Source organism: Micromonospora sp. WMMD714 (assembly GCF_029581315.1).
Lineage (GTDB): Bacteria > Actinomycetota > Actinomycetes > Mycobacteriales > Micromonosporaceae > Micromonospora > Micromonospora rifamycinica.
On the sequence record NZ_CP120744.1, the window covers coordinates 6,183,290 to 6,207,598 of the forward strand.

19 protein-coding genes and 3 rRNA genes are annotated in these 24,309 nt (G+C 70.4%); 6 read left to right on the plus strand and 16 right to left on the minus strand.

Features of this window, described 5'->3' with window-relative positions; translation table 11 throughout:
• Position 1: 1 nt before the first annotated feature.
• From O7625_RS26270 to O7625_RS26305, 8 genes are all read right to left on the minus strand, one after another.
• A complete protein-coding gene (locus tag O7625_RS26270; protein WP_282342438.1) occupies positions 2-868 on the minus strand; it encodes a hypothetical protein in 867 nt (288 codons plus the stop codon).
• Positions 869-926: 58 nt separating this feature from the next.
• Positions 927-1,862, minus strand: coding sequence for a copper transporter (locus O7625_RS26275; protein ID WP_067313355.1), 936 nt, complete (start codon positions 1,860-1,862; stop codon positions 927-929).
• Between the two features lie 27 nt (positions 1,863-1,889).
• Positions 1,890-3,068 (minus strand): putative cytokinetic ring protein SteA, encoded by a 1,179-nt coding sequence (steA, locus tag O7625_RS26280; protein WP_067313369.1) that lies wholly within the window; start codon positions 3,066-3,068, stop codon positions 1,890-1,892.
• Positions 3,069-3,187: 119 nt separating this feature from the next.
• Positions 3,188-4,945, minus strand: a complete 1,758-nt coding sequence (gene recN, locus O7625_RS26285; protein WP_067313353.1) for a DNA repair protein RecN — start codon at positions 4,943-4,945, stop codon at positions 3,188-3,190.
• Positions 4,946-5,107: 162 nt separating this feature from the next.
• Positions 5,108-5,992: an NAD kinase gene (locus tag O7625_RS26290; RefSeq protein WP_067313367.1), complete on the minus strand. Its 885-nt coding sequence runs from the start codon at positions 5,990-5,992 to the stop codon at positions 5,108-5,110.
• Positions 5,993-6,101: 109 nt separating this feature from the next.
• Complete coding sequence (locus tag O7625_RS26295; protein ID WP_282342442.1) at positions 6,102-6,947, minus strand: TlyA family RNA methyltransferase; 846 nt, start codon at positions 6,945-6,947, stop codon at positions 6,102-6,104.
• A 22-nt stretch (positions 6,948-6,969) separates the two neighbouring features.
• Positions 6,970-7,164, minus strand: a complete 195-nt coding sequence (locus O7625_RS30305) for a hypothetical protein (RefSeq protein WP_348774029.1) — start codon at positions 7,162-7,164, stop codon at positions 6,970-6,972.
• Positions 7,165-7,423: 259 nt separating this feature from the next.
• Positions 7,424-8,122, minus strand: coding sequence for a hypothetical protein (locus O7625_RS26305; protein ID WP_282342444.1), 699 nt, complete (start codon positions 8,120-8,122; stop codon positions 7,424-7,426).
• A gap of 111 nt (positions 8,123-8,233) precedes the next feature.
• Here O7625_RS26305 and O7625_RS26310 point away from each other — a divergent pair, with 111 nt between their 5' ends.
• A complete protein-coding gene (locus O7625_RS26310) occupies positions 8,234-8,569 on the plus strand; it encodes an SCP2 sterol-binding domain-containing protein (protein ID WP_282342446.1) in 336 nt (111 codons plus the stop codon).
• A gap of 46 nt (positions 8,570-8,615) precedes the next feature.
• Here O7625_RS26310 and O7625_RS26315 read toward each other — a convergent pair whose 3' ends face one another.
• Complete coding sequence (locus O7625_RS26315; protein WP_282342447.1) at positions 8,616-9,635, minus strand: HAD-IIA family hydrolase; 1,020 nt, start codon at positions 9,633-9,635, stop codon at positions 8,616-8,618.
• Positions 9,632-10,585 (minus strand): Replicase polyprotein 1ab, encoded by a 954-nt coding sequence (locus O7625_RS26320; protein ID WP_282342449.1) that lies wholly within the window; start codon positions 10,583-10,585, stop codon positions 9,632-9,634. Before O7625_RS26320 ends, O7625_RS26315 begins: the two co-directional genes overlap by 4 nt.
• Here O7625_RS26320 and O7625_RS26325 point away from each other — a divergent pair.
• Positions 10,535-12,523 carry a hypothetical protein gene (locus tag O7625_RS26325; protein ID WP_282342451.1) on the plus strand — a complete coding sequence of 663 codons (1,989 nt, stop codon included), beginning with the start codon at positions 10,535-10,537 and terminating at the stop codon, positions 12,521-12,523. The genes O7625_RS26320 and O7625_RS26325 overlap by 51 nt on opposite strands.
• Before the next feature lie 90 nt (positions 12,524-12,613).
• Here the strand turns inward: O7625_RS26325 and rrf are convergent.
• The 5 genes from rrf to tyrS form a co-directional block, all read right to left on the minus strand.
• Positions 12,614-12,730: ribosomal RNA gene (gene rrf / locus O7625_RS26330) — 5S ribosomal RNA — on the minus strand.
• Positions 12,731-12,841: 111 nt separating this feature from the next.
• Positions 12,842-15,954 (minus strand): 23S ribosomal RNA (locus tag O7625_RS26335).
• 395 nt (positions 15,955-16,349) lie between these two features.
• Positions 16,350-17,864 (minus strand): 16S ribosomal RNA (locus tag O7625_RS26340).
• Together the 16S, 23S and 5S rRNA genes form the textbook arrangement of a ribosomal RNA operon.
• A gap of 743 nt (positions 17,865-18,607) precedes the next feature.
• Positions 18,608-18,889, minus strand: a complete 282-nt coding sequence (locus O7625_RS26345) for a hypothetical protein (RefSeq protein ID WP_282342452.1) — start codon at positions 18,887-18,889, stop codon at positions 18,608-18,610.
• 176 nt (positions 18,890-19,065) lie between these two features.
• Positions 19,066-20,352, minus strand: coding sequence for a tyrosine--tRNA ligase (tyrS, locus tag O7625_RS26350; protein ID WP_282347094.1), 1,287 nt, complete (start codon positions 20,350-20,352; stop codon positions 19,066-19,068).
• A gap of 116 nt (positions 20,353-20,468) precedes the next feature.
• On the opposite strand from tyrS, the gene O7625_RS26355 reads away from it, so the two are divergent.
• The 4 genes from O7625_RS26355 to O7625_RS26370 all read left to right on the plus strand — a co-directional run bounded on the left by O7625_RS26355 (position 20,469) and on the right by O7625_RS26370 (position 22,846).
• Complete coding sequence (locus O7625_RS26355; protein WP_282347095.1) at positions 20,469-20,843, plus strand: PaaI family thioesterase; 375 nt, start codon at positions 20,469-20,471, stop codon at positions 20,841-20,843.
• A gap of 98 nt (positions 20,844-20,941) precedes the next feature.
• Complete coding sequence (locus O7625_RS26360) at positions 20,942-22,168, plus strand: divalent metal cation transporter (protein ID WP_282342453.1); 1,227 nt, start codon at positions 20,942-20,944, stop codon at positions 22,166-22,168.
• A 2-nt stretch (positions 22,169-22,170) separates the two neighbouring features.
• Positions 22,171-22,542 carry a hypothetical protein gene (locus tag O7625_RS26365; protein WP_282347096.1) on the plus strand — a complete coding sequence of 124 codons (372 nt, stop codon included), beginning with the start codon at positions 22,171-22,173 and terminating at the stop codon, positions 22,540-22,542.
• A complete protein-coding gene (locus O7625_RS26370) occupies positions 22,529-22,846 on the plus strand; it encodes a PRC-barrel domain containing protein (protein ID WP_282342455.1) in 318 nt (105 codons plus the stop codon). The genes O7625_RS26365 and O7625_RS26370 overlap by 14 nt, the downstream gene beginning before the upstream one ends.
• 88 nt (positions 22,847-22,934) lie before the next feature.
• On the opposite strand, the gene O7625_RS26375 is transcribed toward O7625_RS26370, so the two are convergent.
• Entirely contained in the window at positions 22,935-24,257 is a 1,323-nt protein-coding gene (locus O7625_RS26375) for a hemolysin family protein (protein WP_231932585.1), read from the minus strand.
• Between the last annotated feature and the right edge of the window lie 52 nt (positions 24,258-24,309).

Consider the following 24,309-nt stretch of genomic DNA (forward strand, 5'->3'; position numbering starts at 1 on the left):
GTCAGTCGGATCGCCGGCCCAGCGCGTCGAGTTCCCGCAGCACCGGGGTGCGCTGGATGACCGCCGTGAAGCTGACCTTCTCGCTGGCCGCGGTGAGGCCGGCGAGGACCGCGAGCAGACCGGCCCGGCCGACGGGGCCGGTCCGGGCGGCGAGCGCCACCCCGAGCAGCGCGCCGACCGCGTTGGCCCCGCTGTCGCCGATCATCACCCGCTCGCCCAGGTCCTCGTCGAGCAGCCCACCGGCGGCACCGACCGCCCCGGCGGCGATGCCGGCGTGCGGGCCACCGGCCAGCGGGACGCCGAGCAGCACCGCCGACTTCAGCGCCCGGCCGGGGCGCAGGTCGAGCAGGTTGAGCAGGTTGGCGGTGCCGGCCACCACGCCCGCGCCGAGCAGCACGTCGACGGTGCGGCCGAGGGTGCGGTGGCGCTGCCGGCGCGGGTGCGCGGCGACCCGGGGGTCGGCGGCGAGCAGCGCGGCGGCGGCGAGCCCGGCCGCGCCCACCCCGGCGACCTTGACCAGGCCGGCGGTGACCCGGCCGGCGCGCAGGGCGGCGAGGTGACCGGCGAAGCCCTTGGCGGCCTTCTGCTCCGGGCGGGCGCCGACCACGTCGTCGTAGAGGCCGACCGCGCCCGCGCCGAGGCCGGCGACGAGCACCGCCGCACCGGCCGGGACGCTGCCCGCGCCGAGCGCTCCCCCGCCGGACGCCCCGACGGCCAGCGCCGGCCCGGCGGCGAGGCTGACGGTACGGCCACGGAAGTTGGTGCGTTCCAGCGCCGGCCCGACCGGGGCGGTACGGATCTCCCGCAGCGCGTACCGGGCGGCGGCGGCTCCGGCGGCGGCGGCGAGCAGCCGCCCGAACCCGCTCATACGGCACCGCCGGACGGGGCGGTCGGGTGGTAACCGGTCACCGGGGCAGTTTGTTCGTTCACTGGGGCAGTCTAGGCACCAGCGTGGCGTTGTCGCCGACGCCGTACTGACCGGCCCGCTTCTCGGTGAGCTGTTGGACCAGCGCCAGGCTGGTGACCAGCTGACCCTGCACGGTGTTGGCGTTGTCGACGGTGGAGATGGTCTGCGCGAGCACCGGGTCGCCCCGGACCACGGCCACCAGGTTGCCCCCGGCGGAGCCGTTGCCGCCGACGACGATCGCGCCGGTGCGGTCGAACTGCTCGGCGATCTTCACCACCGACTCGTCCTTCTTCGCGGAGTCCTTGTCGACGTAGGGCTGCCCGCTGACCACCACGACGGCCTCGGCGGTGCCGGTGACCTTCTCCTCGCTGGTGAGGTATCCGGCGTTGGCGTACGCGGCCAGCACCGCCCGCCGGTCGGCGTCGGTCACCGCCGGGGTGCCCTGCGGGCGGTCGAGCAGGACGCTGGCCAGCAGGGCGCTGGAGGTCTCCACGCCGTTGCCGTTGCCGGGCAGCGCCGAGGCGGGCGCGGTGGGCCGGGCCGCGGTGACGGCCAGCTCCATCAGGTTGGTGTTGTTGTCCGGGTTGACGAACTTGTCCTGCACGTCGACCCGGCCGGTCACGGTGGCCCCGGCGGTCTGCAGCGACTTCAGCACGCCCTCGGTGTGCTCCCGCCCGGTGGGCAGGCTGAGCACCATGACCCGCTTGCCGGTGAGCTTGCCCGGCAGGATGATCTGCGCCATCTCGGCGGCGAAGTCCTCCTCCAGGTCCAGCTCCTTCTGGAGGCTGTTGACCGACTGCCGCATCTGCTGGTTGTCCTTGCGCAGCGAGTTGACCGTCTCCTTCAGCGAGTCGGCCACCGGGCCGTTGAGGGCGGCCGTGCCGACCACCAGGCCGATCGCCAAGGCCAGGAAGACCGCGGTCAGGGACACCACGTGGTATCGGAAATTGATCACGCTTGCAGCCTCTTGATCGGTCGGGAGCTAGAAGAGCTGGCCGAGCTGGAACACGAAATTGTCCCACCACTCCGAGACCACGCCCAAATACGCCTTGCCGACGGTGGAGACCGCCACGGCGGAGGCCATCGCGGCGATCGCCGAGAGGACCAGGAGGAGCAGGGACGAGCCGGAGATGTTCTGCCGGTAGAGCCGGCTCACCCCCTTGGCGTCGACCAGCTTGCCGCCGACCTTGAGCCGGGTGAGGAAGGTGGAGGCCATCCCGCCGCGACCCTTGTCCAGGAACTCGACCAGCGTGGCGTGGGTGCCGACCGCGACCAGCAGCGAGGCGCCCTTCTCGTCGGCCAGCAGCATGGCCAGGTCCTCGCTGGTGGCGGCGGCCGGGAAGGTGATCGCCGGCACCCCGAGACCGTTGACCCGGGCCAGCCCCGGCGCCCGGCCGTCCGGGTAGGCGTGCACGATCACCTCGGCGCCGCAGCGCAGCACGTCGTCGGTGACCGAGTCCATGTCCCCGATGATCATGTCGGGGGTGTAGCCCGCCTCGACCAGGGCGTCCGCCCCGCCGTCCACGCCGATCAGCACCGGCTTGAACTCCCGGATGTACGGGCGCAGCACGTCCAGGTCGGCCTTGTAGTCGTAGCCCCGGACCACGATCAGGCAGTGCCGACCCCGCATCTGGGTCTGGATGTCCGGGACGCCCACCCCGTCGAGCAGCAGGTCCCGTTCCTGGCGCAGGTAGTCCATGGTGTTGGCGGCGAACGCCTCCAACTGCACCGACAGGCCCTCCCGGGCGTCGGCCATCGCCTTGGCGACCGTCTCGGCGTCCTGCAGGTCACCGTGCGCCACCGGCTCGTCGCCGACGAAGACGGTGTTGCCCTCGATCCGGACGGTGTCGCCCTCCCGGAGCCGCTCGAAGATCCCCTCGCCGAGGTCGTCCAGGAGCAGGATGCCGGCACCGATGAGCACCTCGGGGCCGAGGTTGGGGTAACGGCCGGAGACCGACGGCTTGGCGTTGAGCACCGCGGCGACCCCGACCGCGACCAGCGAGTCGGCCGCCACCCGGTCCAGGTCGACGTGGTCGATCACCGCGATGTCGCCGGGGCGGAGCCGGCCGACCAGCCGCTTGGTACGGCGGTCGAGACGAGCGGTGCCGAGAACTGAGTCCGGTTCCGCGTTCCGGGTCCGGCGCAACGTGGGTAGACGCATCGTGACCATCCTGGCATGGGAGGCTGGTTTTTCCGGTGCGACATGCCTGAGCAGGGCCGCCTACCCAGGGAAGCACACCAGGGCACGGCCCGGTGTGCCTCCGCTCACAATCGTCGCGGTCAGGGCCGTCTTTCCTTCGCCGCGACGGCCAGGAGTTCCTCGGCATGGGCGATACCCAGATCCGAATCCGGCAAACCTGCCAGCATCCGGGCCAGCTCCCGGGCCCGTTCGGTGTCCTCCACCACCCGTACCCCGCTGGTGGTCACCGCGCCGCCGGTGTCCTTCGCCACCACCAGGTGCCGGTCGGCGAACGCGGCCACCTGCGGCAGGTGCGTCACCACCAGCACCTGGTGACTGCGGGCCAACCGGGCCAACCGCCGGCCGATCTCCACCGCCGCCTGACCACCCACCCCCGCGTCGACCTCGTCGAAGACCAGGGTGGGCGGGCCGCCGGAGCCGGCGAACACCACCTCGATGGCGAGCATCACCCGGGACAGCTCACCCCCGGAGGCACCCCGCTGCAACGGCAGCGACGGCGCTCCCGGGTGGGCCAGCAGCCGCAGCTCCACCTCGTCGGCGCCGTCCGGACCGACCCCGCACTCGACCCCGTTGACCGACAGCGTCGGCTCGGACCGGCCGGCCGGCCGGGGCAGCACCGCCACCTCGATCCGGGCGTGCGGCATCGCCAACCCGGCCAGCTCCACGGTGACCTGCTCGGCGAAGCGGACCGCCGCCTCCTGCCGGGAAGCCGACAGCCGACCGGCCAGCTCGGCCACCTCACCGGCGAGGCGTTGCGCCTCCCGGTCCAGCTCGTCGAGCACCTCGTCGGAGGTGTCCAGGTCGGACAGCCGGGTCCGGGCGCGTTCGGCCCAGGCGATCACCCCGTCGACGTCGTCGGCGTACTTGCGGGTCAACGCGCGCAGCGCGGCCCGCCGCTCGTAGATGGTCTGCAACCGGGCCGGATCGGCGTCCAACGCCGCCAGGTACGCCGACAGCTCCGCCGAGACGTCCGCCACCAGGGTGGCCGCCTCCTCCAGCCGACCGGCCAGCTCACCCAGCGCCGGATCGGTGCCCGCCTGCGCCTCCAGGGTGCGCCGGGCCGTGCCCAGCAGCACCGTGGCGTCCGGCGTGTCGTCGGCCGCCTCCACCCCACCGGCCACGCACACGTGCGCCAGCTGGGCCGCCGTCCGCAGCCCCTCGGCGTGCTCCAACCGCTGCGCCTCGGTCTTCAACTCGTCGTCCTCGCCGGGCTGCGGGTCGACCCGGGTGATCTCGTCCAGCCCCAGCCGGAGCAGATCGGCCTCCTGGTGCCGGGCCCGGGCGTTGCTGCGCCGGTCGGCCAGGTCGTCGACCACCTGCCGCCACCGCCCGTACGCCTCCCGCAGCGCGTCGACCAGCTTCTCGTGCCCGGGGCCGGCGAACCGGTCCAGCGCGGCCCGCTGCTCGGCGGGCCGCAGCAGCCGCAACTGGTCGGACTGGCCGTGCACCGCCACCACCTGCTCGCCGACCTCACCGAGCATCGACACCGGCATGCTCCGGCCGCCCAGGTGGGCGCGGGACCGGCCCTCCACGGTGACCGTACGGCTCATCAGCAGCGAGCCGTCGTCGTCGGGTCCGCCACCGGCGTCGACGATCCGGGCGTGCACCACGTCGGCCACCCGGCCGCCGAGCCGCAGCCGCCCCTCGACGGTGGCCCGCCCCGGCGCGGCCCGCACCCGGCCCGCGTCGGCCCGGCCGCCGAACAGCAGGCCGAGGCCGGTCACCACCATCGTCTTGCCGGCACCGGTCTCACCGGTGATGACGTTCATCCCGCCGGCCAGCGGCAGGGTGGTGTCCTCGATGACGCCCAGTCCGGTGATCCGCAGCTCTTCCAGCACAGCACCCGACAGTAGACGCGTGCTGGGACAGTTGACCAGCCGGCACGGGTGACCGGCCGGGCCGGCATGATCCACCCCGCCGGCCGCCGGGGCGGTGCCGCTGGTGGGCGGCCCCGGGCGGGGTCCGACAGACCCCGCAGGCCCCGGGTCCGCGATCCGGGATCAGCGGCGGCTGCCGCGCCAGCCCTGCACCGGCAGGTCGAACTTGGCCACCAGGCGATCGGTGAACGGCCGGTCCCGCAACCGCACCACCCGCACCGGCAGGGCGCCCCGGCGCACCGTCACCGTGGCACCCGGCGGCAGGTCGTAGACCCGCCGCCCGTCACAGCAGAGCACCGCCAGGGTGGTGAACGGGTCGACCGTGATGACGAACGTGGAGGTGGGCGCGGTCACCAGCGGACGGCTGAACAGCGCGTGCGCGCTGATCGGCACCAACAGCAGCGCCTCCACCTCCGGCCAGACCACCGGCCCCCCACCGGAGAACGCGTACGCGGTGGAGCCGGTCGGGGTGGCACAGACCACGCCGTCACAGCCGTAGCGGGACAGCGGGCGTCCGTCCACGTCGACCAGCAGCTCCAGCATCTGGGCGCGTTCGCCCTTCTCGACGCTGATCTCGTTGAGCGCCCACGACTCGATGGTCGGGCCGCCGTCGAACTCGGCGGTGACGTCGAGGGTGAGCCGTTCGTCCACGGTGTAGTTGCGCCCGACCACGTCCCGCACGGCGGTGTCGAGATCGTCGATCTCCGCCTCGGCGAGGAAACCCACCTTGCCCAGGTTGATGCCGAGCAGCGGCACCTTCGCCGGACGGGCCAGCTCGGCCGCGCGCAGGAAGGTGCCGTCCCCGCCGAGCGCGAAGACGATCTCGGCCCCCTCGGCCGCCCGCAGACCGGCCATCGGCACCACCCCGGGCAGGTCGAGATCCTCCGCCTCCTCGGCCACCACCCGGACCTCGAAGCCGGCCGCGATCAGGTCGGCCGCGACCGCGCGGGCGTGCTCGGTGCTGCGTCGCCGGCCGGTGTGCGTCACCAGCAGCGCGGTCCGGCTCACCGGTGCCACCACCCGTCACGCGTCCGGCCGGTCAGGCCCTCGCTGAGGTCCACCGGACCCGCCTCCCGTCCACCCTCGTGGGACGCCGTCCCGACGTCGCGCACCGCACTCACCCTGCCACCTTCCCGGACTCCGCAGCCGGCCCGGGGCCGGTCGGCCCGGCCACCACCACGGCGTGCACCCGCTCGGGGTCGGCCGCCGGCGCGTCCCGGCGCAACCACACGAAGAACTCGACATTGCCACTCGGACCGGGCAACGGGCTGGCCGCCACGTCCGCCAGGCCGAGTCCGAGCCCGGCGGCGCTCGCCGCCACCTCCAGCACCGCCTCGGCCCGCAGCGCCGGATCCCGGACCACACCCCCGGCGCCGACCCGCTCCTTGCCGACCTCGAACTGCGGCTTGACCATCAGCGCCAGGTCGCCGTCGGTACGGGTGCAGCCGGCCAGCGCGGGCAGCACCAGACGCAGGGAGATGAACGACAGGTCGGCCACCGTCAGGTCGACCGGCCCGCCGATCGCCTCCGGGGTGAGGGTACGCACATTGGTGCGGTCCAGCACCCGGACCCGTTCGTCGGTCCGCAGCGACCAGGCGAGCTGGCCGTACCCGACGTCCACGGCGACCACCTCGGCCGCGCCGGCGCGCAGCAGCACGTCGGTGAAGCCGCCGGTCGACGCCCCGGCGTCCAGGCACCTGCGGCCGGCGACGGCCAGCCCGGTCGGGGCGAAGGCGGCCAGCGCGCCGGCCAGCTTGTGGCCGCCCCGGGAGACGTACTCGTCGATCGGGTCGGCACCGGTGACCAGCAGCGGATCGGCCGGGTCGACCATCGCGGCCGCCTTGCGCGCGGGCACCCCGCGCAGCTGGACCCGGCCGGCCTCGATCAGCGCGGCCGCCTGCTCACGGGAACGGGCCAGGCCGCGACGGACGATTTCGGCGTCGAGTCGGGTACGACGTGCCATGGGGTGGTTCTCTCCGGTCCGGTCAGGCCTGGTCGATGGTGGCGAGGGTCTCCCGCAGCGTCTGGTACGCCGCCTCGTACTGGGCGATCTGGTCGGCCGGGGGCAGGCCCTCGGCGTTCGCCATCGCCCGGACGGCGGCGTCGACGGCCGGATGGCGGGCCTCGTCGACGTCCTCGTCCGCGACGGTGGACGCTGCGGCCGACCGACCGGCGGGCAGCGGACCCGGCCGACCGCCGACCGACGGCGGATCCGGCCGACCAGCCTGCGGCGGACCGACCGACGGCGGACCGGGGTGGCCGGTGGACGGCGGACCCGGGCGACCGGCCGGCGGCGGACCCGGGTGGCCGGTGGACGGCCGACCGGGGCGGCCGGCCGGCGGCGGACCCGGGTGGCCGGTGGACGGCGGACCGGGGCGGCCGGCCGGCGGCGGAGCGGGGCGGAACGGGCCGGTCACGACCGGCTCCCGGGGAAGCCGCTCACCCGGCGCCGCCGGGGGAACCTCGGCCGGGAGCGGCCTTACGGGGTGGACGCGACGGCGGCGTCGGGTCCTCGCCGGGCGTTCCCGACCCGGCGGACGGGTCCGCCGGCACGGGCTTCTGCACAGCCTTCTTCGCCACGGCCTTCTTCGCCACGGCCTTCTTCGCCACGGCCTTCTTCGCCACGGCCTTCTTCGCCACGGTCAGGGGCGAGGGCGCGGCGGCACCGGGCTCACCACCGGCCGTCTCCGCAGTGCTGCCGGTCGCCTGCGCAGCGGCACCGGCCGCCCCGGCGGCGCCACCGGAGGCCCTCACGGCACCGGCCGTCCCGGCCGCGCCATCCGCCGGAGCGGTGGTGTCGGGCGCGGCGTCGCCGGCCGGTACCGCCACCGGTCCGTTCCTCGCCTCGCGGAGCTGCCGCTCCAGCTCGTGCACCCGGCGGGTCAACTCGGCGACCTCGTCGGCGGTGGCGAGCCCCACCGCGCCGAGCGCCCGGTCGACCTCGAACCGGACCAGCTTGGTCAGCGCTTCCCGGTTGGCCGCGCCGGTGGCGAGGAGTTCCTCGGCGAGCGCCTGGAGCTGGACGGCTGTCGCACCGCCCGTGCCGGCCAACCGCCGGGCGGCGTCCTGGGCTCTCTTCCGGGGCGCTTCCGTCAGGCCCAGGGCCAGCTCCAGGTAGGCACGCCACGCGTCCTGCATGACTGAGTCCTTCCGCGGGGGGAGTGTCCGGCCCTCACGCTACCGGGCGCCCCGCGCCGCCCATTGCGGTACGGTGCCGGGAAACGGCGTGGCGGGTGCAAGGAGGACGATGTGGCCAGCGTGGACGAGTGCCGACAGGCGCTGCGGGATCTTGCCGACCGCCTGGACCGGCACGCCGACGCCTCCAGCAAGATCGATCTGGATCGCACCCTGGCCTGCCGGATCACCGATCTCGAGACCGCCTTCCACGGCCGGATCACCGGCGGTCGGCTGGTCGACCTCGCCGACGGCGACGACCCGAAGGCGAAGATCGCGTTGGTCACCACCAGCGACGACCTGGTCGCCCTGGTGCACGGTCAGCTCGACGTCACCAAGGCGGTGGCCGCCCGCCGGGTCTCCATCAAGGCCAGCCCGTTCGACCTGCTGAAGCTCCGCAAGCTGCTCTGACCGGGTAACGGGTGCCGGGCGGTACCGTCACCGCCCGGCCCGGCGGTCAGCGGGTCAGGCCGAACCCGGCCAGCACCCGCTCCGCCTCCGGTGAGACCGGCCGTACGGCGGCACCGGTGCCGGCCGACCAGGCGACCGCGCAGAGCGCCGCCACCGCGTCCAACGGCCGCCCGGCTCCGTCCAGCTGCACCGTCCCGTCGACGGCCGTCGCCGACCATCCACCGGCCTGCGGATCGCCGGGTACCCGGACCACCGCCGCCGGATCGAAGAGCCCGGCCAGATCAGCCGCGACGTGGGTCGGCCGGCGCAGCTCGGGGGCGGCCAGCAACTCGGGGACGTCGCTGACCCCGGTGAGCACCAGCAGACTGTCCAGCCCGGCCCGGCGGGCACCCTCGATGTCGGTGTCCAGCCGGTCACCGACCACCAACGTCCGGCCGGTTCCGGCACGCCGGGCGGCGGTGGCGAAGAGCGCCGGCTCGGGTTTGCCGACCACCACGTCGGGTGCCCGGTCCAGGGCGTGCCGCAGGGCGGCCACCAGCGAGCCGTTACCCGGCAACGGGCCACGTCCACTCGGCAGCGTCCGGTCGGTGTTGGTGGCCACCCAGGTCGCCCCGCCCCGGATCGCCACCGACGCCTCGGCCAGGTCCACCCAGCCCACCTGCGGGCCGTACCCCTGGACGACGGCGACCGGCGCGTCGTCGGCGCGGTCGACCGGGGTGAGCCCGACGGCGCGGATCTCGGCACGCAGCGCCTCCGCGCCGACGACGAGCACCGCGGCCCCGGCGGGAAGCCGGTCCCGCAGCACCTCGGCGGCGGCCGCCGCCGAGGTGAGCACCTCCGCCGGGTCGGCCGGTACGCCCATCCCGGTGAGCAGGTCGGCGACCTCGCTGGAACGCCGCGACGCGTTGTTCGTGGCGAACGCCACCGACCGGCCCTCGGCCCGCAATGCGCCGAGGGCCTCGACCGCACCGGGAATCGGCCGGTCGATCAGGTAGATCACGCCATCCAGGTCGAAAGCGACCAGGGCGTACTCGTCGACCAACCGGCCCTCGGCGCCCTCGGTCATCGCCGGTCCGCCGCCGATCCGGGCTCGTCAGCCGACCGCGTCTCGACCGGAGCCACCGCGTCGTCGGCCCGACCGGCACCGGGCCGGATGTCCGCAGCGGTGTCGGGGGCGGCGTCCGGGGCGGCGCCCGCGTCCGCCGGCCCACCGGTGCGGTGGTCGGTCCCGCCCCGCTCGTCCTCGTCGACGCCGCCGTCGGGGCCGTCCCGGTCGGCGTCGTCCTGCTCGGCGACGTCGTCCTGCCCGGCGATGTCGTCGTGGTCGTCGGCGTCGTCCTGGTCGACGACATCGTCGTCGGCGTCGTCCTGGTCGGCGCGGTCGCCCGTCGACGCGGCGGCGGTGTCCGCGGTGGCGGCCTCCGTCCCGGCCGGCTCGTCGTCCTCGTCGTCGCCCTCGATCACCACGCCGTCGAGTTCCAGCAGCCGCTCCGCGGCGTCGGTCTCGCTGTCGGTGTCCACGTCGGCGGCTCGGGCGAACCACTCCCGGGCCTCCTCGCGCCGACCCACCGCGAGCAGCGCGTCGGCGTAGGCGTAGCGCAACCGGGCGGTCCACGGCTCGGCCACCTCGGCGGTCAGCTCCGGCACCTGGAGCATCGCCACGGCCGCGTCCTTCTGCCCCAGGTCGCCCCGGGCACCGCCGGCGACGATCAGCAGCTCGACCGCCACGGCCTTGTCCAGCTTGTCGCTGTCGGCCCCCCGGAACAGGTCGATCGCCCGCTCCGGACGCCCGAGGGCGCGCTCGCAGTCGGCCAGCACCGCCAGGTGGCTCTGCAACCCGGTCATCCGGTGGTACGTGCGCAGCTCGGCGATCGCCGTCTGCCACTCCCCAGCGTGGTACGCGGCCAGGCCGACCGCCTCGCGCACGGCGGAGATCCGGGCGGCCAACCGGCGGGCCGCCATCGCGTGGGCCAGCGCCTCGGCCGGGTCCTCGTCGATCAGCTGACCAGTGGCCACCAGGTGCCGGGCGACGGTCTCCGCCACCGGCTTGTTCAGCGAGAGCAGTTCGGCACGAACCGCCGTGTCGAGGTCGCTCGCGGAGATCTCGTCCGGCAGGGCCGGGGCGACCGAGCGGCCGTCGGCCTCGTCCCGGCGCTGCCGGTCGGGGCCGAACCCGCCCTCACGACGACGGTCCTCGCCGTCCCGCTGCTCGTCGCGGCGCGGCCGGTCGTAACCGTCGCGCTCGCCGCCCCGGAAACCACCCTCACGGCGGTCCCCACCGCGCGACTCGCCGCCCCGGAAACCACTGTCCCGACGCTCGCCACCCCGGAAACCACCCTCACGGGAGTCACCGCTGCGGAAACCGCCCTCGCGGGAGTCACCCTCCCGGCGGAAACCACCGGGCCGGGAATCGCCGTCGCGCGGCGCCGACCGGAAACCACCCTCACGGCGGTCCCCACCGAAGCCGCCTTCACGGCGGTCGCCGCCCCGGAAACCACCCTCACGGGAGTCACCGCCCCGGAAACCACCCTCACGGGGACCGGACCGGAAACCACCTTCGCGGCGGTCACCACCACCGAAGCCGCCGGGACGGCGGTCGCCGCCCGGACCCCCCTCGCGGCGGTCACCGCCCCGGAAACCGCCCTCACGGCGGTCACCGCCCCGGAAACCACCCTCGCGGGAGTCGCCACCCCGGTAGCCGCCCTCGCGGCGGTCACCACCGAAACCACCCTCGCGGCGCTCGCCGCCCGGGAAACCGCCCTCACGGCGGTCCCCGCCACGGAAGCCGCCGGACCGGGAGTCGCCGTCCCGACGGAAACCACCGGGCCGCGAGTCACCGTCACGCGGACCCGACCGGAAACCACCCTCACGACGGTCAGCGCCCTCCGGCCGGCGGTCGCCGCCCCGGAAACCGCCGGTGCCCGAGTCACCGCCACGGAAACCGCCCTCGCGGCGGTCACCACCGAAGCCACCTTCACGTCGGTCGCCGCCCCGGAAACCACCCTCGCGGGAGTCACCGCCCCGGAAACCACCCTCACGCGGGCCGGACCGGAAACCACCACGGTCACCACCACGCGCATCGTCACGCCGGTCTCCGCCACGGAAACCACCCGACCGCGAGTCGCCGTCCCGACGGAAACCACCAGGACGCGAATCACCGTCACGCGAACCCGACCGGAAACCACCCTCACGACGGTCACCACCGCCGAAACCACCCTCACGACGGTCACCACCGCTACGGAAGCCGCCCTCGCGCCGGTCGCCACCACCGAAACCGCCGGGACGACGCTCGCCGCCCGGCCCGCCCTCACGACGGTCGCCGCTCCGGAAACCGCCTTCGCGGCGGTCTCCGCCGCCGAAGCCACCTTCACGGCGGTCGCCGCCGAAGCCACCCTCGCGCCGGTCGCCGCCCCGGAAACCACCCTCACGCGGGCCGGACCGGAAACCACCACGGTCACCACCACGGGCATCGTCACGCCGGTCTCCGCCACGGAAACCACCCGACCGCGAGTCGCCGTCCCGACGGAAACCACCAGGACGCGAATCACCGTCACGCGAACCCGACCGGAAACCACCCTCACGACGGTCACCACCGCCGAAACCACCCTCACGACGGTCACCGCCCCGGAAACCGCCGGCACCACCCGAGTCGCCGCTCCGGAAGCCGCCGGTGCGGGAGTCACCACCCCGGGAGTCACCGCCGCGGAAACCGCCGTCGCGGGAGTCCCCGTCCCGACGGAAACCACCGGGCCGAGAATCGCCGGTACGGGGGCCCGACCGGAAACCCTCTCCACGACGATCACCGCCACGGAAGCCGCCCTGCGAAGCACCGCGGTCGTCACGATCGCCCCGGTACGGGGGGCGGTCGTCCCGGCGAGGGCCGGCGTCCCGCCCCTGGGGTCGGTCCGAACGGTCTTCGTATCGGCGCGGACGGTCTCCGCCCTGCGGTCCTGAACTCACAGGTACATCCTTCCTGATTGCGTCACCTACGACGCTACGCAGTCGAGGGCCGACCCGGATGGGGCGGCCCTCGACTGAAAGATTGTCCGGCGGTGTCCTACTCTCCCACACCCTCCCGAGTGCAGTACCATCGGCGCTGGAGGGCTTAGCTTCCGGGTTCGGAATGTAACCGGGCGTTTCCCCTCCGCCATGACCGCCGTAACCTTATGAACATATCAAACAACACACACACCCACACCCGTGACCACTCACCCGGTGCGGGGGGTTGTCTGGTATTTGTTCAGAGTTGCACAGTGGACGCGTAGCAGCTTCGTAGTCAAGTCCTCGGCCTATTAGTACCGGTCAACTGAACCCGTTACCGAGCTTACATTTCCGGCCTATCAACCCAGTCGTCTAGCTGGGGGCCTTACCCCACCAAAGGTGGATGGGATACCTCATCTTGAAGCAGGCTTCCCGCTTAGATGCTTTCAGCGGTTATCCCTTCCGAACGTAGCTAACCAGCCGTGCCCCTGGCGGGACAACTGGCACACCAGAGGTTCGTCCGTCCCGGTCCTCTCGTACTAGGGACAGCCCTTCTCAAGTATCCTACGCGCACGGCGGATAGGGACCGAACTGTCTCACGACGTTCTAAACCCAGCTCGCGTACCGCTTTAATGGGCGAACAGCCCAACCCTTGGGACCTGCTACAGCCCCAGGATGCGACGAGCCGACATCGAGGTGCCAAACCATCCCGTCGATATGGACTCTTGGGGAAGATCAGCCTGTTATCCCCGGGGTACCTTTTATCCGTTGAGCGACACCGCTTCCACACGCAAGTGCCGGATCACTAGTCCCGACTTTCGTCCCTGCTCGACCTGTCAGTCTCACAGTCAAGCTCCCTTGTGTACTTGCACTCAACACCTGATTGCCAACCAGGCTGAGGGAACCTTTGGGCGCCTCCGTTACCCTTTAGGAGGCAACCGCCCCAGTTAAACTACCCACCAGACACTGTCCCTGAACCGGATAACGGTCCGAAGTTAGATACCCAAATCAACCAGAGTGGTATTTCAAGATTGCCTCCACCCATACTGGCGTACAGGTTTCACCGGCTCCCACCTATCCTACACAAGCCCATTCAGATACCAATGTCAAGCTATAGTAAAGGTCCCGGGGTCTTTCCGTCCTGCCGCGCGTAACGAGCATCTTTACTCGTACTGCAATTTCGCCGGGCCTGTGGTTGAGACAGTGGGGAAGTCGTTACGCCATTCGTGCAGGTCGGAACTTACCCGACAAGGAATTTCGCTACCTTAGGATGGTTATAGTTACCACCGCCGTTTACTGGCGCTTAAGTTCTCCGCCTCGCCCCCAAAGGAGCTAACAGGTCCCCTTAACGTTCCAGCACCGGGCAGGCGTCAGTCCATATACATCGAATTACTTCTTCGCATGGACCTGTGTTTTTAGTAAACAGTCGCTTCCCCCTGCTCTCTGCGGCCATACAACGCTCCACCCGCACGGGGCTTCACGTCTCCGGCCCCCCTTCTCCCTAAGTTACGGGGGCAATTTGCCGAGTTCCTTAACCACAGTTCGCCCGATCGCCTCGGTATTCTCTACCTGACCACCTGTGTCGGTTTGGGGTACGGGCCGCTAAGAACTCGCTAGAGGCTTTTCTCGGCAGCATAGGATCACTGACTTCACCTGAATCGGCTCGGCATCACGTCTCAGCCCTGTGTACCGCGGATTTGCCTACGGCACGGCCTACACGCTTACCCCGGCACAACCACCGGCCGGGCTCAGCTACCTTCCTGCGTCACCCCATCGCTTGACTACTACCCACCAGGTTCCTGCGCTCACCATTCTTGGTCCGAAGACCGCCAACAGCTCGGACAGTTAGCACAACAGGGTTCATCACGGGCGCTCTTTCGCGGGTACGGGAATATCAACCCGTTGTCCATCGACTACGCCTCTCGGCCTCGCCTTAGGTCCCGACTCACCCAGGGCGGATTAGCCTGGCCCTGGAACCCTTGGTCATCCGGCGGAAGGGTTTCTCACCCTTCTTTCGCTACTCATGCCTGCATTCTCACTCGTGCCGCGTCCACAACTAGGTCACCCCGCTGCTTCACCCCCGGCACGACGCTCCCCTACCCACCCACACACCTGCACCAGACACCAAAATGCCTGACGAAGTATCATGTGAGTGCCACAGCTTCGGCGGTGTGCTTGAGCCCCGCTACATTGTCGGCGCGGAACCACTTGACCAGTGAGCTATTACGCACTCTTTAAAGGATGGCTGCTTCTAAGCCAACCTCCTGGTTGTCTATGCGACCCCACATCCTTTTCCACTTAGCACACGCTTAGGGGCCTTAGCTGGTGATCTGGGCTGTTTCCCTCTCGACTACGAAGCTTATCCCCCGCAGTCTCACTGCCGCGCTCTCACTTACCGGCATTCGGAGTTTGGCTGATTTCGGTAAGCTTGTAGGCCCCCTAGACCATCCAGTGCTCTACCTCCGGCAAGAAACACACGACGCTGCACCTAAATGCATTTCGGGGAGAACCAGCTATCACGGAGTTTGATTGGCCTTTCACCCCTAACCACAGATCATCCCCCAACTTTTCAACGTTGGTGGGTTCGGCCCTCCACGCGGTCTTACCCGCGCTTCAGCCTGCCCATGGCTAGATCACTCCGCTTCGGGTCTAGAACATGCGACTACAACGCCCTCTTCAGACTCGCTTTCGCTACGGCTACCCCACACGGGTTAACCTCGCCACATGCCACTAACTCGCAGGCTCATTCTTCAAAAGGCACGCCGTCACCCCGCAAGGCTCCGACGGATTGTAGGCGAACGGTTTCAGGTACTATTTCACTCCCCTCCCGGGGTACTTTTCACCATTCCCTCACGGTACTCGTCCGCTATCGGTCACCAGGAAGTATTTAGGCTTACCAGGTGGTCCTGGCAGATTCACGGCAGATTTCAGGAGTCCGCCGCTACTCGGGAACACCCACAGAAGGTCAGCAACTTTCACCTACCGGACTCTCACCGCCTACGGTCAGCCATTCCAGACTGTTCGGCTAGCCACCAACTTGATAACTCCTCGGACAAGTGTCAGCTTGTCCAGCAGGGTCCCACAACCCCGACCACGCAACCCCTGACAGGTATCACACGCAACCGGTTTAGCCTACATCCGCTTTCGCTCGCCACTACTCACGGAATCACTAAATTGTTTTCTCTTCCTACGGGTACTGAGATGTTTCACTTCCCCGCGTTCCCCCCATACACCCTATGTGTTCAGATGCAGGTGACACCACATGACTGGTGCCAGGTTTCCCCATTCGGACACCCTGGGATCACAGCTTGGTTGACAGCTCCCCCAGGCCTATCGCGGCCTCCCACGTCCTTCATCGGCTCCTGGTGCCAAGGCATCCACCGTTCGCCCTTGACAACTTGACCACAAAGATGCTCGCGTCCACTGTGCAATTCTCAACAAACAACCAACCCACAACCCAACAGCCCCACACCAGCAACCCCACCCCACCCACAGGCAGAACAGAATCCGGTATGCAAGGCCAGGCCATGCCTGGCAACCTTCAACAAGCTTCCGCTCATCCAAAGGCTCCGAAAAAACAACCACAAGGATTGTTCCTTCAGGACCCAACAGGGTGCTCTCCATCTCTTCCCAGCCGCACCGACCCGACCATTCCCACCACACCAGGTGTAGCTGTACTAGATCATCACGGCCGTTGCCAAGAAAAAACTCACCAGTGTCTCCGCCATCCGAGCACCCCGACCCGACACTCTGCGGACCGCGGGCTCCATACCAGCTTTCACTGGATGGTGCTCCTTAGAAAGGAGGTGATCCAGCCGCACCTTCCGGTACGGCTACCTTGTTACGACTTCGTCCCAATCGCCAGCCCCACCTTCGACGGCTCCCTCCACAAGGGTTGGGCCACCGGCTTCGGGTGTTGCCGACTTTCGTGACGTGACGGGCGGTGTGTACAAGGCCCGGGAACGTATTCACCGCAGCGTTGCTGATCTGCGATTACTAGCGACTCCGACTTCACGGGGTCGAGTTGCAGACCCCGATCCGAACTGAGACCGGCTTTTTGGGATTCGCTCCACCTCACGGCATCGCAACCCATTGTACCGGCCATTGTAGCATGCGTGAAGCCCTGGACATAAGGGGCATGATGACTTGACGTCATCCCCACCTTCCTCCGAGTTGACCCCGGCAGTCTTCGATGAGTCCCCGCCATAACGCGCTGGCAACATCGAACGAGGGTTGCGCTCGTTGCGGGACTTAACCCAACATCTCACGACACGAGCTGACGACAGCCATGCACCACCTGTGACCGCCCCCGAAGGACCTCCCATCTCTGGAAGTTTTGCGGCCATGTCAAACCCAGGTAAGGTTCTTCGCGTTGCATCGAATTAATCCGCATGCTCCGCCGCTTGTGCGGGCCCCCGTCAATTCCTTTGAGTTTTAGCCTTGCGGCCGTACTCCCCAGGCGGGGCGCTTAATGCGTTAGCTGCGGCACAGGAAACCGGAGAGGCCCCCCACACCTAGCGCCCAACGTTTACAGCGTGGACTACCAGGGTATCTAATCCTGTTCGCTCCCCACGCTTTCGCTCCTCAGCGTCAGTATCGGCCCAGAGACCCGCCTTCGCCACCGGTGTTCCTCCTGATATCTGCGCATTTCACCGCTACACCAGGAATTCCAGTCTCCCCTACCGAACTCTAGCCTGCCCGTATCGACCGCAGGCTTGGGGTTGAGCCCCAAGTTTTCACGGTCGACGCGACAAGCCGCCTACGAGCTCTTTACGCCCAATAAATCCGGACAACGCTCGCACCCTACGTCTTACCGCGGCTGCTGGCACGTAGTTGGCCGGTGCTTCTTCTGCAGGTACCGTCACTTGCGCTTCGTCCCTGCTGAAAGAGGTTTACAACCCGAAGGCCGTCATCCCTCACGCGGCGTCGCTGCATCAGGCTTCCGCCCATTGTGCAATATTCCCCACTGCTGCCTCCCGTAGGAGTCTGGGCCGTGTCTCAGTCCCAGTGTGGCCGGTCGCCCTCTCAGGCCGGCTACCCGTCGTCGCCTTGGTAGGCCATCACCCCACCAACAAGCTGATAGGCCGCGAGCCCATCCCAGGCCGAAAAACTTTCCACCCCCCACCATGCGGAAGAAGGTCATATCCGGTATTAGCCCCCGTTTCCGAGGGTTATCCCAAAGCCTAGGGCAGGTTACTCACGTGTTACTCACCCGTTCGCCGCTCGAGTACCCCGAAGGGCCTTTCCGCTCGACTTGCATGTGTTAAGCACGCCGCCAGCGTTCGTCCTGAGCCAGGATCAAACTCTCCAACAAAAACCTTGTCGAACAGCACATCCTGACAACAAACAAATGTTGCCAAAGGAATCCCAGCCGACCAAACCCGAAGATTCAGCCAACCCGGGGTATAAATCATCATTGGCACTGGCTTATCAAGCACCCTGTTGAGTTCTCAAAGAACAACCACACACCACCCGAAACCCCGCAACCGCAGAGCCCCGACCTGAGGTATCTCATCCACCGCGCCTCACGCTCCCGCGCTTGGCACTTTTACTACGTTACCCGGTGGTATCCGCCATGTCAAACCGCTCTGTCGCGATCCACACCACTTCCACCACATTTTCCGCACACCACGAACACCCCGGCTCACACCGGAGACCCTCGTGATTGTCGCCAGGCCGGCCGCTGCGGTCACCCGCTAGCACGCCCGGTTCCCTGCCGGCGTCATACACTACCCGGTCGGTTTCGCCTCACCAAATCGACCCCCCGGGCCGATCCGGGCACCGCCCGGTCCGTGCTCCGCAGGAGCAACCCCACGAAGTCGGAACCTCACACCGCGCTCCGGCCTTCGAGGCATTCACCCCGGTTCGTCCGTTCCGCGCTGGCAGAGAGAAAGTTACGCGCCCGCCGAGTTGATCGTCAAATCCGGCGGGCGCGTCGCACGTCACACTCGCCCGGAACCACCGGAGCCGGGCCGGCCACCCGCGCGACCGACGACGCTCCGGCCCAGGCCAGCCCTGCGCGACCGAGGACAGCCCGGGCCGGGCCGGCCACGGCCGTCAAGGGCACAGCGCTCCACCCCGACGGCGGCGTTCCCGCCGGATCGGCCGGAGGAACCGGCCAAGGTGCCGGAGGAACCGGCCGAGGTGCCGGAGGAACCGGCCGAGGTGCCGGAGGAACCGGCCGAGGTGCCGGAGGAACCGGCCGAGGTGCCGGAGGAACCGGCCGAGGTGCCGGAGGAACCGGCCGAGGTGCCGGAGGAACCGGCCGAGGTGCCGGAGGAACCGGCCGAGGTGCCGGAGGAACCGGCCGAGGTGCCGGAGGAACCGGCCGAGGTCCATCCACCAGACGCGGGACACAGCCCGCCGGGACAGGTGGAGGACCATCGAGGACGACCGAACATGTCAGGGGCGCCGCACGCCGGGACGGCCGAAGGCACCGCCGAGGACGACCCACCAGGACCGGAACCACGGCACGCCGGATCGGCCCGGAGGCCGGCCGAGGACGACCTACCGGGTCAGGGGCGCAGCTCGACCCCGGCGAAGGAGCGCTTGCCCCGACGCAGCACCAGGTAACGCCCGTGCAGCAGGTCGGCCCGGTCGACGGTGGCGTCGACGTCGGTGACCCGGGTGTTGTTGACGTACGCGCCACCCTCGGTGATCACCCGCCGGGCCTCCTTGAGCCCGCCGACCAGCCCCGAGTCGCGCAGCAGCCCGGCCACGTCGGGCAGCTCACCGGTGAGCACCACCAGACCGGCCTCGGTCAGCGCGGCACGCAGCGTCTCCGGGGCGAGGTCGTCCAGCGAACCCCGGCCGAAGAGGGCCTGACTGGCGGCGACGGCCTGCCGGGTCTCCTCCGCGCCGTGGACCAGGGTGGTGAGTTCCTCGGCGAGGGCGCGTTGGGCGCCCCGGGCCGCCGGCCGGTCCGCCGTCTCCTTCTCCAGGGCCTCCAGCTCCTCGCGGGAGCGGAAGCTGAAGTACCGCAGGTAGCGGGTGACGTCCCGGTCGTCGGCGTTGACCCAGAACTGGTAGAAGGCGTACGGGCTGGTCATCTCCGGGTCGAGCCAGACCGCGCCGCCCTCGGTCTTGCCGAACTTGGTGCCGTCCGACCGGGTGACCAGCGGGGTGGTGAACGCCTGTACCGGGCCGGCCCCGCGACGGCGGACGTAGTCGACACCGGCGGTGATGTTGCCCCACTGGTCCGAGCCGCCGTACTGGAGCTGGCAGCCGTGCCGACGGTGCAGCTCGAAGAAGTCGTTGGCCTGGAGGAGCTGGTAGCTGAACTCGGTGAAGCTGATGCCGGTCTCCAACCGGGCCCGGACCACCTCCCGGGCCAGCATCTTGTTGACCGGGAAGTGCTTGCCGACGTCCCGGAGGAACTCGACCACCGACATCTCGCCGGTCCACTCCAGGTTGTTGACCAGTTGCGCCGCGTTCGCCCCGGTGTACGACACGAAGGGCGCGAGCTGGTCGCGGATGCGCTGCACCCAGCCGGCGACCACCTCCGGCGGGTTGAGGGTGCGCTCGGCGCTCTCCTTCGGGTCGCCGATCTGGCCGGTGGCCCCACCCACCAGCAGCAGCGGCCGGTGCCCGGCGAGTTGGAGCCGGCGGGCGGTGGCGACCTGCATCAGGTGGCCGACGTGCAGGCTGGGCGCGGTCGGATCGAAGCCCACGTAGAAGGTGGCCGCCCCGTCGTCGAGCAGGGCACGCAGCTCGTCGGGGCCGGTGGAGTCCTGGATCAGGCCCCGCCACCGCAGGTCGTCGGTCAGGGAGGCCCGCCCGTGCGGGAGGTTGCTGTCGGTCACGGTCACCGATTCTCCCCCATCGCCGGTCCGGGGCCGTACCCGGTTTGCCGGCCGGCGGCCCGACTAGGCTGGCCGGGCCGGTGCAGCGAGGAGGAGCAGCAGTGGAGATCCCGGAGATGACGGGCGGTCTGGTCGGCCTGTTGGGGCTGACGTTCGACGAGGCCAGCGGTGACCGGGTGGTGATCCGTTGGAAGGTCCGCCCGGAGCTGCACCAGCCGGCCGGCATCCTGCACGGCGGTGTCTACTGCACGGTGGTGGAGACCGTCGGCAGCGTGGGCGGCACGCTGTGGCTCGCTGACCGGGGGTCCGTGGTCGGGGTGTCCAACCAGACGGACTTCCTGCGCGCGGTGCGCGAGGGTGAGCTGGTCGCGGTGGGCACGCCGGTGCACCGGGGGCGCAGCCAGCAGCTCTGGCAGGTGGAGATCACCGACGCCGAGGGCCGGCTGGTCTCCCGGGGCCAGGTCCGCCTGCAGAACCTCACCCGGGACTGACCCCGCGCGGCGACACAGCGATCCTGACCGGTTTGCCCGCTTAGTGGGCCGTACGCCGATATCGTCGCCTCGGTGACCGTCGCCGTCCCCGCACCCACGTGAGGAAGCTCCTCGCCGCCACCCTCGGGGTGCTGTCGGCCATCGGCGGCTTCGTCGACATCGGCGACCTGGTGGCGGCGAGCCAGGCGGGGGCCCGCTTCGGCATGGCGCACGCCTGGGTGCTGGTGCTCGGGGTGGTCGGCATCTGCGCGTACGCGGAAATGGCCGGGCGGATCGCGGCGGTCAGCGGCCGGGCGGTGTTCGACCTGATCCGGGAGCGGTTGGGTCCGCGCATCGCGCTGCTCAACCTGGCGGCGTCCTACCTGGTCACGGTGCTCACCCTGGCCGCCGAGCTGGGCGGGGTGGCGCTGGCGCTGCACCTGGCCTCCCGGGTGAGTTACCTGCTGTGGGTGCCGGTCGCCGCGTTCGCGGTCTGGCTGGTGCTGTGGCGGATGCGCTTCCAGCTGATGGAGCGGGTGTTCGGACTGGCCGGGTTGACCCTGCTGGTCTTCGCCGTGGCGCTGTTCCGGTTGCCGACCGACTGGGCGGCGCTGGCCCACGGCGCCCTGCACCCCGACGCGGCCGGGCAGGGGTGGGGGGCGTACTGGTTCGTGGCGGTGGCGCTGTTCGCCTCCACCGTCAGCCCGTACGAGGTGTTCTTCTTCTCGTCGGGTGGGGTGGAGGAGAACTGGGGCGCGGCCGACCTCGCCGACGCCCGGTCGAGCGTGCTGATCGGCTTCCCGGTCGGCGGTCTGCTGGCGTTGTCCCTGGTCGCCACGGCCACCGTGGTCTTCCACCCGGGCGGGGTGTCGCTGTCGACCCTCGACCAGGTGGCGCGGCCGGTGGCGCTGGCGTTCGGTGGGGTGGGGCTGGCGGTCGCCGCGCTGGCGTTCTTCGCGGTGACCTTCGGGGCGGCGCTGGAGACCGGGCTGTCGGCGGCGTACGCGGCGGCGCAGTACTTCGGGTGGCAGTGGGGCAAACGGGTCAGCCCCCGGGAGGCGGCCCGGTTCCACAGCGTGCTGCTGGTCAGCGTGCTGGCCGCGACGCTGCTGCTGGCCACCACCGTCGACCCGATCCGGTTGACCGAGTACATGCTGGTGGCCAGCGCGGTGGTGCTGCCGTTGACGTACCTGCCGATCCTGGTCGTCGCCAACGACCGGACGTACCTGGGGGACGACGTGAACGGGCCGTGGCTCAACCTGCTCGGCGCGGTGTTCCTGCTGGTGATCGTGGCGGCGTCGGTGGCCGCGATCCCGCTGGCGGTCGGGACGGGGATGGGCCGGTGAGGATGCAGCTCGGCCGGCAACTGCTCGACCGGCAGATCGTGGACGCCGACGGGGTGCTGCTGGGCAAGGTCGACGACGTCGAGTTCGCCGTCGACGACCAGGGGCTGCCCTACGTGGCGTACCTGCTGACCGGGCAGGGGGCGCTCGGTCGGCGGATCGGCGGGCGGGTCGGGCGGTTGCTGGTGGCGCTCGCCGACCGGTTCGCCGAGGAGCCGGCGGGGCCGGTGCGGATCCCGTTCGGTCAGGTCGCCCGGGTCGACAGCGCGGTCCGGCTGCACGTCCGCGCCGACGCACTGCCCCGCCCACCGGTGGAGACGTGGCTGCGCCGGCACCTGATCGACCGGATTCCGGGAGCCGGCCGTGCGGGCGGGTGAGCTGCTCGGCCGCGCCGCGTACGACCTGCACGGCCGGCGGCTGGGCCGGGTGGTGGACGTGGTGGTGCGCGGTGGTCTCCCGGACGGCCGGCTCCGGCTCACCGACGTGCTGGTGACCGCCCACTGGTGGAGCCGGACGTGGGGCCGGCTGATCGGGGCGCAACGGCACCCCTCCGCTCCCTGGCTGATCCGGGTCACCGCACGGTTCCTGAGCCGGGACACCCGTCAGTTCCCCGCCGACCAGGTGCAGCTCCTGCCCCCGGTGCCCGGCTTCCCGTTCGGCGACCCGCCCCCGCCGGACTGAGCGCCAGACTGTGAGCGCCGGACTGAACGCCGGCCGCCGCGCCGGCCGCGTACCCCGGGAGGTGCTCGCGGGGGCGCGGCCGGGCTGGTCAGGCGTGAGCCTCGTCGCGGACGGGCTCCTGCTCGTCGGTGGGGGTCGCGGTCGGGGCGTGGTGCAGCCGGATCTGGGTGATGGCGCGCTGGTCGACGTCGGTAACGGTGATCTCCCACTCGTCGATGGTGACGCTCTCCCCCGCCACCGTGGGGATGTGCCCGAGGCAGGAGAGCACCATCCCGGCGACGGTGGTGTAGTCGCCGGCGGGCCGGTTGGGCACCTCGACGCCGATGTCGACCAGGTCGTGCACGGGGAAGGTGCCGGGCAGCACCAGCGAACCGTCGGCCTCGGTCCGCACCGAGCGGACGTCCCGGTCCGTCTCGTCGTAGATCTCCCCGACGATCTCCTCCAGGATGTCCTCCAGGGTGACGATCCCGTCGACCGCTCCGCGCTCGTCCACCACCAGGGCGATGTGCTGCCGCTCCGCCTTGAACTGACGCAGCGCGTCGACCACCGGCAGCGAGTCGGGCAGCAGCATCGGCGGCCGGGCGCAGTCGTCGACCGGCCGGTCGTCCGGCACCCCCACCAGGTCCCGCAGGTGGATCACGCCGACCGCGTCGTCCAGGCCGCCGTGGCGGACCACCGGGGCCCGGGAGTGGCCGGTGGCGGCCAGCAGCAGCCGGGCGGCCTCCGCGGTGGTCCCGCTGTCGAGCGTGAAGACCTGCAACCGGGGTACGAGCACCGCCCGCAGCTGCCGGTCGGCGATCTCCACCGCGCCGGCGATGATGGTGCGCTGCTCCTTGGTGAAGCCGTGGTTGCCGGCGACGATGTCCCGCAGCTCGTCCGGCCCGATCTCGTCGGGCTGGTGCTTGGGGTCGACCCCGGCGAGCCGGACCACCAGGTCGCTGGTGGCGCCGAGCAGCCACACCGCCGGCCGGGTGAAGCTGGACAGGATGTCCAGCGGGCGGGCCACCAGCAGCGCCCACCGCTCGGCGCGCTGCATCGCGATCCGCTTGGGGGCCAGCTCGCCGAAGACCAGGGTGACGAAGGTCAGCACCAGGGTGACCAGCACGATGGCCACCGTCTCGGCGGCCCCGCCGAGGAAGCCGAGCAGCGGGACCAGTGGCCTGGCCAGGGAGACCGCCGCGGCGGCCGAGGCGAGGAACCCGGCGAGGGTGATGCCGATCTGGATGGTGGCGAGGAACCGGTTCGGGTCCTTGGCCAGCCGGGCGAGCACCCGACCGGCCCGGCTGGTGCGTTCCAGCCGCTGCACCTGGCTGTCCCGCAGCGACACCAGCGCCATCTCGCTACCCGCGAAGATCGCGTTGAGCACGACCAGGACTCCGACCAGGGCCAACTGGCTCCAGTAGCTCTGCACGCCCGGCACTCTCCCTCAGGCGGTGGGCGACGGCGACACCGCCGACGCCGCC